Raw genomic sequence first — 14110 nt, forward strand, 5'->3', positions numbered from 1 at the left:
GTTGCCAGTGTTCGTGCCGCGCGGAGACTATAAGCAAATCATTCAAGGATCAGGAGGTGCCATGCATAAACTTGCAACTGTTCTCTCGCTTGCTGGAGCGGCCACGCTCGCACTTGCTGCGTGCGGCGGCAATTCGAACAACAACATGCCCACAGCGACCGCCGGTGCATTCAAGTCGACCATTCTCGTGTCCGACGGCAGCGTCGCCGCGCCGCACGTCGACCCCAATCTGCAAAACGGCTGGGGCATCGCGTTCGGTCCGACCACCCCCGTTTGGGTATCGGACAACAACACACAGAAGTCGTCGCTGTATGACGGCAATGGCGTGGTGCAATCGCTCGTCGTCACACTACCGCCGGCCGCAAGCGGTCAACCCGCGAGTCCGACCGGCATCGTTTTCAACGGTACTACGGACTTTGCCGTCACCGCGAATGGCGCAACCGGTAACGCGGCATTCATTTTTGCCACACTCGCCGGCACGATCGCGGCCTGGTCGCCTAAGGTGCTGCCGACGCAGGCTGTCACCGTTCACGACGACGGCGCGGGCGCAGCCGAATACACAGGCCTTGCAATCGCCAGCAACGCCGGCGCAAGCATGCTGTACGCCGCCGATTTCCATAACGGCAAAGTTGATATGTTCGACAAGACTTTCACGAAAGTCTCGGCTGCCGGCGCCTTCAGCGATCCGAACGTACCTGCGGGTTTTAATCCGTTCGGCATCCAGGCCGTCGGCAATACGATTTATGTGGTGTATGCGAAGCTTGGGCCCGATGGTCACAGAGATCAAAGCGGTGCGGGCAACGGCGTGGTGGATGCATTCGATACCGCCGGCCACCTGATCAGGCGCGTCGCGTCAAACGGGCCGCTCAATTCGCCGTGGGGGATCGCCATGGCGCCGGCCAATTTCGGCGCGTTCAGCAACGACCTGTTGATCGGCAACTTCGGCGACGGCACCATCAACGCGTTCGATCCTGCGACTGGCGAGTCCAAAGGGCCGCTCACGCAGGCCGATGGTTCGAAGGTGACGCAGCCAGGACTCTGGGGTCTGGCGTTCGGCAACAACGTCGACAACCAGCCTTCCAACACGCTGTTTTTCGCGGCAGGTCCGACGGCGACGACGGGTGTGTATGGTCGCATAGATTCGTCGATGTAGCCGGCTGAAGATCCAGGCGCTCGATGTGGGATCGTCAAGCGTGGCGCCAGAGACGGCGAGCGGTCCCATTCAAGCAGCTGTAGTGGAGCGCAAAGCCGGTGCGAACCGACTCTGTCGACATGTCAAGATTGAAACGGAGCGACTGCGGGCGGATTGTGATCCCCCATCGAAGTGTTACTCCGGCTCGAATCGGGGCAGTAGTGGCCGCTTTCGACGACAGTAAAGGACCGAATAAAAAGGTCAACGCATTGGAATAAACCAGGACCCACCATCGTTATGGACAGTAACGTGATGGCGCGACGACATATGGCGCCGCCCGTACAGCCCGCACTGCGGGCGCTTTTTTTAACCGGGTTCGAAGCGTGTCCTGACGCGTGACGTAAGTGGCTGCCGCCTTGATGCCCCGATTGCCAACAGGAGATTGAGATGAAGAAGTTCCGAATTCTTTCGGCGGTTCTGATGGGTATTTCGCTTGCGCTGTCGGTGCTAATGACTGGATGCGCATCGCCAGGAGATATGAGTGATTCTGGTAGCAGCAATATGGGCAGTAGCATGGGTAGCAGCATGGGCACTAGCGCGGGCGGCTATTGAGCGAGCGAAGGTAGCTTTTGTCCCGTTCCCAAACAAAATCGCAACGGTGGCAAGCAGCGGCTCGGGCGGATCACCAGACAGGGTAACGACTATCTGCGCACGCTCCTGTTCCAGGGCGCGCGCTCCGCGGTCCCCACCGCGCCCCGACGCAACCATCGGCTCTCCCGCTGGATCGTTAAGTTGCAGGCGCGCGTGGGGTACTACCGAACCCTCGTCGCCGTTCGGCCACGCACAATCGCGATGCATCACCGCTGTTGCGCGAAGCGCTGTCGCAACTCACGCGCATCGCCCGGGCCGTGGGATCGATCTGCGAGGAAGCGTCGTGAGTCTGAATGGCGTGTACGATTGCCGGCGCAACCGGAACGCCATTTTCATCCGCGGCATGATCCTCAACATCAACCCCAATTTACACGGGTGTAAGACGCCGAAACGAGGCCGTAATGCGCGGTTCAATCTCAACTTCCACGCGTCCAGTACCTCTCACGCGGGTTACCTGCAACAGCGGGCCGACGCCGGCGATGAACCTCCTTTCACTAGTGCCGGCGATTGGACTTTCTCGCGACCCTATTGCCCCGTACGAGGCGTTCGACCGGCGACGATACGCATGCGTTTAGTCGCCAGCCAGCTCGGTCTTGACAGTTCGGGAGAACTACTGATGAGCGCGTACTAGCTGAGCCGTGCTTACCGAGTTCAGCATTGACTCGATCCAGGTGTCCATCTCGCGGGACAAGAAAGACATGTACCTGGCGGTCTCGCTGCATGAAGGCGAGCCGTACAGGTCGCCCATCGATATCCTCCCGATAACACATCTCTGCTAGCGCTTGTTCAGCCGCAGTCGCCCACGTTATGCGGAGCTGCAAGAACTCTCGCGAATTCGTTTTCTGAAAGTCAGAGGAATAAAACGGGCCGGCGTTCGTTTCGTCCATTGGCTTTGAATTGTCTTCTTTCTTCCGCTTCGGCATCGTCGGACCTGCTTGCGCTTTCCACGCGCTGCGGGCGACGCCGAAATCCTGCGAGTTTGCTAATGAAAAAAGTCATAGTGACATGTGCTTTTGTTGTGTCTGTCCCTGCCGCGCACGCGCAAAGCAGCATTACCTTATACGGCATCATTGACGAGGGCTTCGAAGCAATCAGCAATGCGCCTGTTGCCGGCAGCAAAAGCGGCGGCAGACTGTTCCGACTCGATGCCAACAACGGGCTGAATGGGTCCCGTTGGGGACTCAAAGGATCCGAAGATCTCGGCGGCGGCCTCAAGGCGATCTTCACGCTCGAGAACGGCTTTGAACTCAATACCGGAAATCTCGCGCAAGGCGGAGATGAATTTGGCCGTCAGGCTTTTGTCGGATTGTCGAATGACCGGTATGGCACCCTGACGCTCGGGCGGCAATATGATCCCATCGTCGACTACGTAGGAATATACGAGTTCGGTGATTCAAATCTTGGCTCGGATCACGCGGCACATCCCGGCGACCTCGACAATTTCAACTTCACACGTCGCCAGAACAATTCAGTCAAGTATCAGAGTCCCAACTTCGGCGGTTTGAGTTTCGAAAGTCTCTATAGCTTCGGCGGTGTGCCGGGCTCGCTTGCAACCAACCAGGCGTACTCTTTCGGAGCCCATTTCGTGAGGGGCCCGCTTGGCATGTCCGTGGCATATTCACACGTCAACAATCCGGCGGCGTCCTTGTTCGGGAGCAACCCAACCGATACCGCGACGTCGAACGGGCTGACCGCAAGCCCGATCTACAGCGGCTATGCGTCGGCAAGAACCTACCAGGTAGTAGCGGCCGGCGGTTCATACAGGTTCGGACGTGTCGTCATGGGCGCGACCTATTCGAACATTCGCTATTCGAACATTGCCGCGCTTAGTGGAAGCAGTGCGGATTTCAATGACGCGGAAGCCAGCCTGCAGTACCTGATTGCCCCGGATTGGTCGGTCGGGGCGGCCTATAACTTTCTGAAAGGGAACGCCGTGACTCAAAGCATTGGGGGCGCCAAATACAATCAGATCTCCGCCGGTGTGAATCACTCGCTGTCCAAGCGCACCGATGTCTATCTTTCAGGCGCATGGCAGACGGTTAGCGGAAACGACTCGACCGGGCACACGGCGGTCGCGAACATCGCCGATTTGCCGCCTTCTTCGAATCGCCGTCAAGCGGTCGCTCGTATCGGATTCCGACATAAGTTCTAGTCTTACTGTTTCAAAAGCTACGGCGTCTGCTGTTGCAGCAACGGGAAGTCGGCATGCTGTGGATCAACCAGCCGGCCACGCCGTCGCCGGAAATGCCGTTCGGCGGCGTGCTATCTGGCGCAACTGCGTCTATCGCAATCCGATTGGACCGAGCCGTAAAAATCCGCAGACCCGCAGGTTTCTGTATGGATCATGCGAGAGGTCGTGACCGTCGGACGCGCGAAGCCTTCACGCCCGATGCGTCCCATTTTCGGACACGCCGGCGGTCCTCACCAAACCAAGCGTCCGATTTTGCGACAGTACTCCAGCACGCGAGCCGTCTGGTCACTGCGGATAACGCCGCTGCTGCATACTCACGAGCCTTCTCAGGGTGGCGTGATTGCTTTCTCCTCCTTTGGCATGGACATTGCCTAGTCTGGTTTGGCCGCTCGCAAAAGCACCGCTCTTACGGTTCGTGCATTGGCCGGCCATACATAAACGGAGGAGACAAAAAGTGAAAGCTGCTGTGCTGCATCAGTACGACGAGTCATTGACTCGTGAAGAATTCGTGCACTACGAAGATGTCGACGATCCGAAGATCGAGCGACCCACTGATGTCATCGTCCGGATTGGCGGCGCCGGCGTGTGCCGCACCGATCTGCACGTCGTGGAAGGCATCTGGCGCAGCAAGGTCGATGTGACGTTGCCCTACATCATGGGTCACGAAAACGCCGGCTGGGTCGAAGAGGTGGGCCGCGGTGTGGAGAGTGTCAAGGTGGGCGACCCGGTCATCTGCCATCCCCTCGTGACGAGCGGACATTGCCTCGCCTGCCGGCGTGGCGACGATATGCACGCGACGGACAGCCGGTTTCCCGGTATCAATGCCAACGGCGGCTACGCGCAATATCTGCTGACGGGCGAACGCTCGCTGATCCAGTTGCCGAAATCGCTCGCGCCGAAGGACGTCGCACCGTATACCGACGCCGGCTTGACCGCGTACCGCGCTGCAAAAAAAGCGTCGCGCCATTTGCTCCCCGGTCAATTTGCCGTGGTGATTGGCGCCGGTGGTCTGGGGCACATCGGCATTCAGGTGCTGAACGCGCTTTGCGCGGCTGAAATCATCGTAGTCGACCGCTCTGATGTCGCGCTGCAGCTTGCGAAGGATTGCGGCGCGCATCACACGGTCAAGGGCGACGGTCACGAAGTGGAGCGCGTACTCGAACTGACGGGCGGCAACGGCGCCGAAGCGGTAATCGATTTTGTCGGCGAAGGCGACGCAATCGCAAAGGGCCTCGCCATGACGCGCAACGCGGGCTTCTACTACATCGTTGGCTATGGCGGAAAGATCGAGTTGCCGACCATCGACATGATCACCAGCGAAAAGACCATCGTCGGCAACCTGGTCGGCACCTATCCCGAACTCGTCGAACTGATGGCGCTCGCCGACCGTGGCCTCGTCCATCTGTCGACACGGGAATACCGTCTGAGCGAGGCGAATCAGGCGCTCAAGGATCTGCACCACGGCAAGATCAAAGGCCGGGCGGTGCTGATTCCGTAGACGCCTCGACCGGCGGACCTTAACGTGGAGATCGCCGTGACTATGGAGCGTGGCGCAGTCTCGTTTTTCGAGCGCATGCGTCTGGTTATTGCACTGACCGAAGTCAATTCCCGCCACTTACGCGGAGAAAGCAGACGCGCCGGCGCGGAGATCGAACTGGCGTGCGCACTCGCTTGCGAGGCGCGCGACGGTGTCTCGCCAGAAGGAACGTCGCATATCGAGCAATTGCGCGAGCGTCTCGGCGAGGCCGAAAGCGCATTGCGGGCGATCGAATCGGAGCGGGAGCAGCTTGCGAACGAGCTGGCCCGATTGGACAGTCGAGCGTCGTCTGAGACAGAAGGGGGCTGGCAATGAAGCGGATTCCGGTTACGGTGCTCACCGGCTTTCTCGGCGCCGGAAAAACCACGCTGCTCAATCGCATTCTGCGCGAGCAGCACGGCCGGCGCTATGCGGTGATCGTCAACGAATTCGGCGCGATTGGCATTGACGGTGGTCTTGTCGTCGGCGCGGAAGACGAGGTCATTGAATTGAACAACGGCTGTGTCTGTTGCAAGGTGCGTGGCGATCTGATTCGCGTGGTGGCGGCCCTGGTCAAGCGTAAGGATAACTTCGACGGGATCCTGATTGAAACTTCCGGTCTGGCTGACCCCGCGCCGGTAGTGCAAACCTTCTTTATCGACGATGAGATCCGGCAGCGCACACGGCTCGACAGCGTAGTCTGCGTGGCCGATGCTGTGCATTTGCAGGCGCGCCTCGCAGACAGCCGCGAGGCCGCGGAGCAACTCGCGCAGGCCGACATCGTACTGGTCAACAAGATCGACCTCGTCGATCCGGCCGGTCTCGCTTTGGTTCAGGACGCCGTGCGGCGCATCAACCCGACTGTGGAATCGCGGACCAGTGTGCGCTGCGAAATACCGCTTGCCGCGCTGCTCGATCGCGGGGCGTTCGATCTCACGCGCATGGCGCTTGCCACATCGGCGGGTGAGGCCGGTGAATCATCACGCGGCGAGCGGACTTACCACTACGTGCCGCTTCGTGCAGGCGCTCCCGTCAAACAGGGCCGCCATAGTCACGGTATCGATAGCGTATCGCTGCGCGTCGAGCGCCCGCTCGAACGTACGCGCTTCCTCTCCTGGCTGCAGCAGTTGGTGGTCGAGCAAGGCCAGAACCTGTTGCGTGCAAAAGGTATCGTCGATCTCGCCGGATCGGAGCATCGCTTCGTGTTTCAGGGCGTGCACATGACGATGGATACGGATTTCGACCGGCCCTGGCGAGCCGGGGAGCACCGTGACAGCCGCCTGGTGTTTATCGGCCGCAATCTCGACCGGCGCGAGTTGCGGGAGAGCATCCGGTACTGCGAGATCGACTCATGAACGCGCCCCCTGTTCTGATCGAACTGCTTGGTGCATGTTGGGTCACCGACGCGTCCGTCGTCGAAGTCGTGTGGGACGCGGCGGGGCAATCTGCTGGATTCGCCCTTGGCGACGGTACGCTTGCGCTCGCCACCGGTGTCTGGGACGGCGGCCCTCGACTCAAACCACGCGAGAGCGGCGGCGTCGAGGTCGTGCAGGCGCAAGCGCCACCCGCGCCGCTCGCGCGCTTCAGCGTGCATGAGGGCACGTGTCTGGCCCTTGCCGCCGACCCTGCGGGCGGATTCGTGAGCGGTGGTGATGACGGCCGTCTTGTCCGTCTGCGCCTCGATGGCACGAGCGAACTCGTCGCGCACGAGGCCGGCGCATGGATCGACCACGTGGCCGCCAGCCAGGCGGGCGGTCGAGCCTATGCAAGCGGCCGCCGGGTTCATTGGCTTGGTGCTAAACCCGCGTGCCTGATGCTGCCCGGAACGGCAACATCGCTGGCTTTCGACCCGGCTGGTACACAACTGGCGATCTCGCATCATGGTGGGGTCACGCTTTGGGCGGCCGACACGCTCCGAGAGCGTCAGCTTGCGTGGCCGGGCTATCACCGTAACGTGGCGTGGAGCCCTGATGGCCGCTATCTCGTGAGCGGTATGGAGGAGAACGCGCTGCATGGCTGGCGGCTGCCCGACGGCGCAGACATCGAGATGGGCGGCTATCCCGGGCAGCCGCGCTCGCTATCGTTCTCGGCTGACGGCCGCTTTCTTGCCACCAGCGGCGGCATGCGCGCAGTGTGCTGGCGCTTCGATCCGCCCGGCGCGAACGGTGAGCCACACGAATGCGGCGTTCCCGGCAAGGCGCCGGTAAGCCAGGTGGCCTGCCATCCGGTTCATCCTCTGATTGCGGTGGGTTATCACAGCGGCGCGGTATTGCTGTGTCAGCCGGGCAGTAGCGACATTTTATTCATCAAGGGGTCCGGCGACAGTGCGGTCAGCGCGATGGCGTGGTCGCCGGACGGTGGGCGGCTCGCTCTGGGAACCGAGGCGGGCGAGGTGGCGCTGGTGTTTCTGCCAGACGAGCTGTTCCGCTTCGGACGCCGCAGATAAACGGGCCGTGCTCCCATCACATGTCAAAACGGAGACAACCATGACTAACGGACACACATCCAAAGAGCAGTTCTTCGAGCGCCTTGGCGCCGTGGCAGACGAGATGATCGAGGCGTACGGAAAGGACTTCGCGCTGGGCGCGCTAATTCTTACGGCACGCTTTGTCGCTGAAGGAAAAGAGCCTGACGGTGCTGCCCGAAGCGTGATTCTTACAGGCGAAAGGCACGGCAGCGTAGCGACGTAGCAGAGTGGCATGGTTTACCCGTTAGCCATCATGGAAAATAAGGTATCCGAAAGAATATAGGCGATCGACCCAGCACCCGTTACCCGATCCGAACGTCCCAATATCGGACAGCGTCGTGAGCGGGAGTTGTCGCAGAACACAACATGGCGCACTGCAAGAATTTTTAGCAAAAGCCCGTGCTCGTTACCAGGCTTGATGCGGAATAAAGGAGTCCTTCTGGCACGCTTATCGCTCTATCAGTGCAGGTCAAACCGAAAGCGTCGACGTCACAAAACGCGAACCGAAAACAGCAGGAGACACGATTATGAAGACCGGCCCTGCGGGCTTGTCCTTCCGTTCCTTCTCCCGAACTTTTCGCTTGCTAACGAGACGGCCCGCCCGTGTTGTTGACTCTGGTCCTGGCGGTAGCCGGCCCTGCCCGAAGCGTCGCATTGCGACAGTTATCGAAATGGAACTAGGAGAGCTCAATGTCTGATGGATTAACGCTCAACAAGATCACATCCCAGCGCGGGATCAGCATTGGCGAAGCGGCACGCCGCGTTGCCGATCTCGGCTGGACTCCGAGTTACGTCCAGGAGGCCATGACCTTCCCGACGGACTACAAGATCAGCAAGGCGCCACGTGACCCGATGAAACAGGTGCTGCGCTCTTATTTTCCGATGCAGGAGGAAAAGGACAACCGCGTCTACGGTGCACTCGACGCGGCATTGCGCGGCGACATGTTCCGTAACGTCCAGCCCCGCTGGGTGGAATGGATGAAGCTGTTCCTCGCTATCATTCCGTTCCCCGAGATTTCGGCGGCGCGTTCGATGGCGATGCTTGGCCGGCTCGCGCCGGGTGAAGAACTACGCACCGGCTTTACGATGCAGATGGTCGACGAGTTCCGGCACTCGACGATCCAGATGAACCTGAAAAAGTGGTACATGGAGAACTATATCGATCCGGCCGGGTTCGATATTACTGAAGCCGCGTTTGGCAAGTGCTATGCGACCACGATCGGCCGTCAGTTCGCCGAGGGGTTCCTGACCGGCGATGCGGTCACCGCCGCTAACGTGTTTCTGCAGGTGGTGGCCGAAACGGCGTTCACGAACACGCTGTTTGTCGCGATGCCGTCGGAAGCCGCCCGCAACGGCGACTACGCGTTGCCGACTGTGTTCCTTTCGGTGCAGTCGGACGAAAGCCGCCATATCGGCAATGGTCACTCGCTGGTGATGTCGATCATCAACGATCCGGACAACCATCTACTGCTCGAGCGCGACCTGCGCTATGCGTTCTGGCAGAACCACGCGATCGTCGATGCCGCTATTGGCACCTTCATCGAGTACGGCACCACGGACCGCGACAAGAACAAGGAATCGTACGCCGAGTTGTGGCACCGGTGGATCTACGAGGATTACTACCGCACCTACATGCTGCCGCTGGAAAAGTACGGCATCAAGATTCACCACGACGACGTCGCCGCGGCCTGGGACCGCATTGTCAAGCAGAACTACGTCCACAAGGTCGCACAGTTCTTCTCCGTGGGCTGGCCCGTCAACTTCTGGCGCATCGAAGCGCAGACCGAAAAAGACTTCGAATGGTTCGAACACAAGTATCCCGGCTGGTACGCCGAATTCGGCGACTTCTGGAAGTGGTACGCGAAAAAGAGCGTGCCGGGCGAAACCAACATGCTGTTCGACCAGGAGAACGGTTACGTGTATCCGCACCGTTGCTGGAGCTGTCTGGTGCCCTGTCTGATCCGTGAAGACTTCGTGGTCGATGAGGTCGACGGCCAACTGTACACGTATTGCTCGGAACTGTGCCGCTGGACGCACAAGGTGGCGTTCGCGCCGGAATACGAGGGCAGACCGACCCCGGCTATGGGCCGCTTCAGCGGGCGCCGCCAATGGGAAGAGTGCTACCACGGCTGGGATCTGGCCGATTGCATCAAGGATCTCGGCTTTGTGCGCAGCGACGGCAAGACGCTCGTGCCGCAACCGCATCTACGCTTTGACGACAGGCAGATGTGGACGCTCGACCACGTGCGCGGCAACACGATCCAGAGCCCGATCGTGCTGCTGCGCGCCATGACACCGGAGCAGCGCGAGAAACACATTGCCGAGTATCGCGCCGGCTTCAAGATCAATCCGGTGAATTGACGAAGCTATCCGATCCGGCGGCGCCTATATCGCCGCCGGACGGATCAGGAGCACAAGATGAGCGACACGCAAGAGACGAGGCACGAGATGACGGACACAGGCGACGACAAAGTATTCCATACCGTTTACTTCGAGCCGGTCGGTGTGCAGATGTCGGTGGCGGAAGGCGAGACAGTGCTCGATGCAGCGTTTCGCCAGGGCATTGCGGTGATGCATGGATGTAAGGAGGGGCAGTGCAGCAGCTGCAAGTCGCTGCTGGTGGAAGGCGATGTCGAACTCAAGAAATACTCGACGTTCGCGTTGCCCGACTACGAACGCGAATCCGGCCACATCCTGCTTTGCCGCACGCTCGCCTATAGCGATCTGACCGTCGAGCTACTGAATTATGACGAAGACCTGATGCGCCGCTCGATCGCGGTGAACGAATATGATGCGACGCTCACGAAGATCACCGCGCTCACGCACGACATCAGGCTGCTGGAGGTGAGGTTGTCGAGGCCGCTGCGCTTTTGGGCCGGCCAGTATGTCGACCTGACGATTCCGGGCGCGGGCATCACGCGATCTTTCTCGATGGCGAATACGCCTGACGGCGAATCGACGCTGAAATTCATCATCAAGAAGTATCCCGACGGTGCGTTTTCGTCGCAACTGGACGGTGGTCTGAGTCCTGGCGACAGGCTGGTCGCGAAGGGGCCGTACGGCACCTGTTTCCGGCGCGAGGACCAACCCGGACCGATGGTGCTGGTGGGCGGAGGGTCCGGGATGTCGCCGCTGTGGTCGATTCTCAGCGATCACGTGCAAAGCGGTGAAGAGCGACCGATCCGTTTCTTTTACGGCGCGCGCAGCCGTCGCGATCTGTTCTATCTCGACGAGTTCGAGGAGCTCGAGCAAAAGTTGCCGGATTTCCGTTTTATTCCGGCGCTCTCGAATGCCGAACCAGATGACGGCTGGACGGGCGAGACCGGCTTCATTCACGAGGTGCTCAGCCGCACCTTGCGCGAGGAGGCGCTTGCTGGCGAGATCGACGCCTACACATGCGGTCCTACCCCGATGATCGAGGCGGTGATGCCGGTTCTTCAGATGGCGGGTGTCGCACCAGAGCGGCTCTATTTCGACAAGTTTACGCAGGCGGTTCGCTGACCGAATCTGGCAAAACGCCTATTCGAAGTGCCTATAACCGAAACACGATGGAGGACTAACATGAGTACGTTGGCAGAGCAGTCGCCAGTGAAGTCGGGCGCGGCCGGCGCGGCCCAGTTTTCCGGCTGGGACAGCCGCAAGTACAACTACTTCGAGCCGAAGGGGCGCAAGGCGAGCCACTACGAAGACATGACCGTGGATGTACAGCCGGACCCGAATCGTTATCTGCTGCAAGACTGGATTCTTGCATTCGCTGACGGTACGCCAACGTATTCGAAAACCTGGACGGCGGCCAGAAGCTCGGACTGGCATCAGTTCCGCGCTGTGGACGAAGAGTGGGAGCGTACCCATTACCAGCGCCAGTCGACCATTGTCGGCATGATCACCGGCGCGATCCAGAACGCGCGGCGCTCAGGGGCGGTAAAGCGCTTCGACAAGACCTGGATCAAGGTGCTGGAACAGCATCTGGGCGCGTACAAGCATGCGGAGTTCGGTTTGGGCACAGCGACGATGCATGCGCAGCGCTACGGCTACACCCAGATGATCAACAGCGCCATCCTCACGAACGCGTCGTACAAGCTGCGCTTTGCTCAGGACCTGACGCTTTATTTAGGCGAGATCGCGTTGGACCTGCCCAATCTCGACCTCGATGCCGGCAAGCAGCATTGGCTTACCGATCCCATCTGGCAGGACACGCGCCGGGCGATAGAGACCATCGGCGGCGCCACCGATTTTCTCGAGAAGTACTTCGCCGTGAACGTCGTATTCGAGCCGCTCGTGGCGGATCTGTTTCGCAGCGGATTCATCATGCAGGTCGCCGCCTCGCAGAACGATTTTCTGACTCCGACTGTCGTGTCCGCGGCGGAAGGCGACTATGAGCGCAATCTGGCTAATGCCGTCGAACTGTTCCATATGCTCGCTAACGACCCGCAGCACGGCGAAGCCAATCGCAAGCTGTTCGGTGAGTGGCTGGAAAAACACGGTGCGCTGGCCTCGGCGGCAGCAAAGCAGTTGCAGCCGATCTGGTCGATTCCGCATGTGAAGACGGCCCAGTTCAACGACTGTCTGAACAGTTCGATAGAGCGGGCGGAGATGATCGCGAGAGAAATCGGCGTTCACTTTCCGTCGTCGATCCGCGCCTGAGCGCTGCTCGAACCCATCGAACCAACCGCGAAGAGGAGTACGCAATGTCAGTGCATACCGACAATATTTTCAAGTCGATGAAGGACGTCCGCTTCGAACAGACCATTTCGCATCAGTGTGGCGTGACGATGAACGACAGCGTCGAGGCCCGGGCGATTGCCGAACTGATGTCCGCCAAGCCCGGCATCACCGTGACCTATCTGCCCGCGATGATCCGTATCGACGGGCAGGGCAAGATCGAGTTCAAGATGGGCGAGATCAGCGAAGTGCTCGGTCGCGAGATGACGCCGCATCTGTTCGAAATCTCCACCTCGACCCACTACGGGCGGATGGTGATGATCGACGACGAGACGGTGGTGCTGTTCGGCAATATGGACGATGCGATGGCTTACGAGTGAGCGAACACCCCGCCAGCAAATCAGGCGGCCGGGTGCCCTCGAGGGCGACGGGCCGCCCATGCAACCAAGGAGACGAGTGCCATGTATCGAACCACGGACGGTGAGGAAATCTTCATCATCGACGGACACGTTCATCTATGGGACGGCAGCAAGGCCAACCTTAAAAACGTGCACGGTCAGCAATTCATTGACTGCTTCTACGCGTATCACTCGAACCTGAGCCCCAAGGAGTATCTGTGGCCGAAGGAGAAGTTCGACAAGTACGGCGAAGAAGCGATGTACAACGACCTGTTCGTCACGGGTTACGACGACATGGCGATCTGTCAGCCAACCTATCTGACGGACTTCTACAAGAACGGCTTCAACACGACCGAAGCCAACTACGTGGTGAAGCAGAAGTATCCGCACCGCTTTATCGTCAACGGCGCATTCGATCCGCGCGATGGTGAAGCCGGACTCGATCGTCTCGAGGAGCTTGCGTCCCTCTACAAGATTCAGGGCGTCAAGCTTTACACGGCGGAATGGCGCGGCGACAGCAAGGGCTACAAGCTGTCGGACCCCGGCGTGCAGCGTTATTTCGAACGCTGCGAGAAGCTGGGCATCAAGAACATCCACGTCCACAAGGGACCGACGATTCTGCCGCTGAATCGCGATGCGTTCGACGTGGCCGATGTAGACGATGCCGCCACCAGTTTTCAGGACCTGAATTTCATCGTTGAGCACTGTGGCTTGCCACGGCTTGACGATTTCTGCTGGATCGCGACCCAGGAGACGAATGTCTATGGTGGTCTGGCCGTGGTGCTGCCGTTCATCCATACACGGCCTGAGTACTTCGCGCATGTAATCTCGGAACTGCTGTTCTGGATTGGCGAGGACAAGATCCTCTACGGCAGCGACTATGGCATCTGGTCGCCGAAATGGTTGATCGAGAAGTTCATGGCCTTCGAACTGCCCGAGTCGGTGAGTAAGGAAACCGGCGTCCAGTTGACGCTGACGGCCAAGAAAAAGATTCTTGGGCTCAACGCGGCGCGCTTGTACGGCATCGACATCGAGGCGCAAAAGGCGTTGCTGGAGGACGTCCGGCAACCGGCAACGGTCGGCGCATGAGCAC

At 59.8% G+C, this 14110-nt stretch carries 13 protein-coding genes and 1 pseudogene; all 14 read left to right on the top strand.

The window, feature by feature from the left end:
* Positions 1-61: 61 nt before the first annotated feature.
* The 14 genes and pseudogenes from PQR32_RS01480 (at position 62) to PQR32_RS01545 (ending at position 14106) form a co-directional block, all read left to right on the top strand.
* Positions 62-1153, top strand: coding sequence for a TIGR03118 family protein (locus tag PQR32_RS01480; protein WP_408221809.1), 1092 nt, complete (start codon positions 62-64; stop codon positions 1151-1153).
* Between the two features lie 426 nt (positions 1154-1579).
* Entirely contained in the window at positions 1580-1744 is a 165-nt protein-coding gene (locus PQR32_RS01485; protein ID WP_408221810.1) for a hypothetical protein, read from the top strand.
* 24 nt (positions 1745-1768) lie between these two features.
* Positions 1769-1966: pseudogene (locus PQR32_RS42250) on the top strand (transposase); the annotation flags it as partial.
* Between the two features lie 802 nt (positions 1967-2768).
* Positions 2769-3935, top strand: coding sequence for a porin (locus PQR32_RS01495; RefSeq protein ID WP_408221811.1), 1167 nt, complete (start codon positions 2769-2771; stop codon positions 3933-3935).
* Between the two features lie 493 nt (positions 3936-4428).
* Positions 4429-5472, top strand: a complete 1044-nt coding sequence (locus PQR32_RS01500; protein WP_408221812.1) for an NAD(P)-dependent alcohol dehydrogenase — start codon at positions 4429-4431, stop codon at positions 5470-5472.
* Positions 5473-5496: 24 nt separating this feature from the next.
* Positions 5497-5826 carry a hypothetical protein gene (locus tag PQR32_RS01505; protein ID WP_408221813.1) on the top strand — a complete coding sequence of 110 codons (330 nt, stop codon included), beginning with the start codon at positions 5497-5499 and terminating at the stop codon, positions 5824-5826.
* Positions 5823-6845: a CobW family GTP-binding protein gene (locus tag PQR32_RS01510; RefSeq protein WP_408221814.1), complete on the top strand. Its 1023-nt coding sequence runs from the start codon at positions 5823-5825 to the stop codon at positions 6843-6845. Before PQR32_RS01505 ends, PQR32_RS01510 begins: the two co-directional genes overlap by 4 nt.
* Positions 6842-7936: a WD40 repeat domain-containing protein gene (locus PQR32_RS01515; RefSeq protein WP_408221815.1), complete on the top strand. Its 1095-nt coding sequence runs from the start codon at positions 6842-6844 to the stop codon at positions 7934-7936. Before PQR32_RS01510 ends, PQR32_RS01515 begins: the two co-directional genes overlap by 4 nt.
* Before the next feature lie 40 nt (positions 7937-7976).
* Positions 7977-8180 carry a hypothetical protein gene (locus tag PQR32_RS01520; RefSeq protein ID WP_408221816.1) on the top strand — a complete coding sequence of 68 codons (204 nt, stop codon included), beginning with the start codon at positions 7977-7979 and terminating at the stop codon, positions 8178-8180.
* A gap of 467 nt (positions 8181-8647) precedes the next feature.
* Entirely contained in the window at positions 8648-10318 is a 1671-nt protein-coding gene (locus PQR32_RS01525; protein WP_408221817.1) for an aromatic/alkene/methane monooxygenase hydroxylase/oxygenase subunit alpha, read from the top strand.
* 57 nt (positions 10319-10375) lie between these two features.
* Positions 10376-11458: an NADH:ubiquinone reductase (Na(+)-transporting) subunit F gene (locus PQR32_RS01530; protein WP_408221818.1), complete on the top strand. Its 1083-nt coding sequence runs from the start codon at positions 10376-10378 to the stop codon at positions 11456-11458.
* Between the two features lie 60 nt (positions 11459-11518).
* Positions 11519-12601: an aromatic/alkene monooxygenase hydroxylase subunit beta gene (locus PQR32_RS01535; protein WP_408208988.1), complete on the top strand. Its 1083-nt coding sequence runs from the start codon at positions 11519-11521 to the stop codon at positions 12599-12601.
* A gap of 44 nt (positions 12602-12645) precedes the next feature.
* Positions 12646-12999, top strand: coding sequence for an MmoB/DmpM family protein (locus PQR32_RS01540; RefSeq protein WP_018434416.1), 354 nt, complete (start codon positions 12646-12648; stop codon positions 12997-12999).
* 81 nt (positions 13000-13080) lie between these two features.
* The gene (locus PQR32_RS01545; RefSeq protein WP_408221819.1) at positions 13081-14106 is read left to right on the top strand and encodes an amidohydrolase family protein; all 1026 of its coding nucleotides are present in this window, start codon (positions 13081-13083) and stop codon (positions 14104-14106) included.
* The last annotated feature ends 4 nt before the right edge of the window (positions 14107-14110 follow it).

This window comes from Paraburkholderia dipogonis (assembly GCF_046027395.1).
GTDB lineage: Bacteria > Pseudomonadota > Gammaproteobacteria > Burkholderiales > Burkholderiaceae > Paraburkholderia > Paraburkholderia dipogonis_A.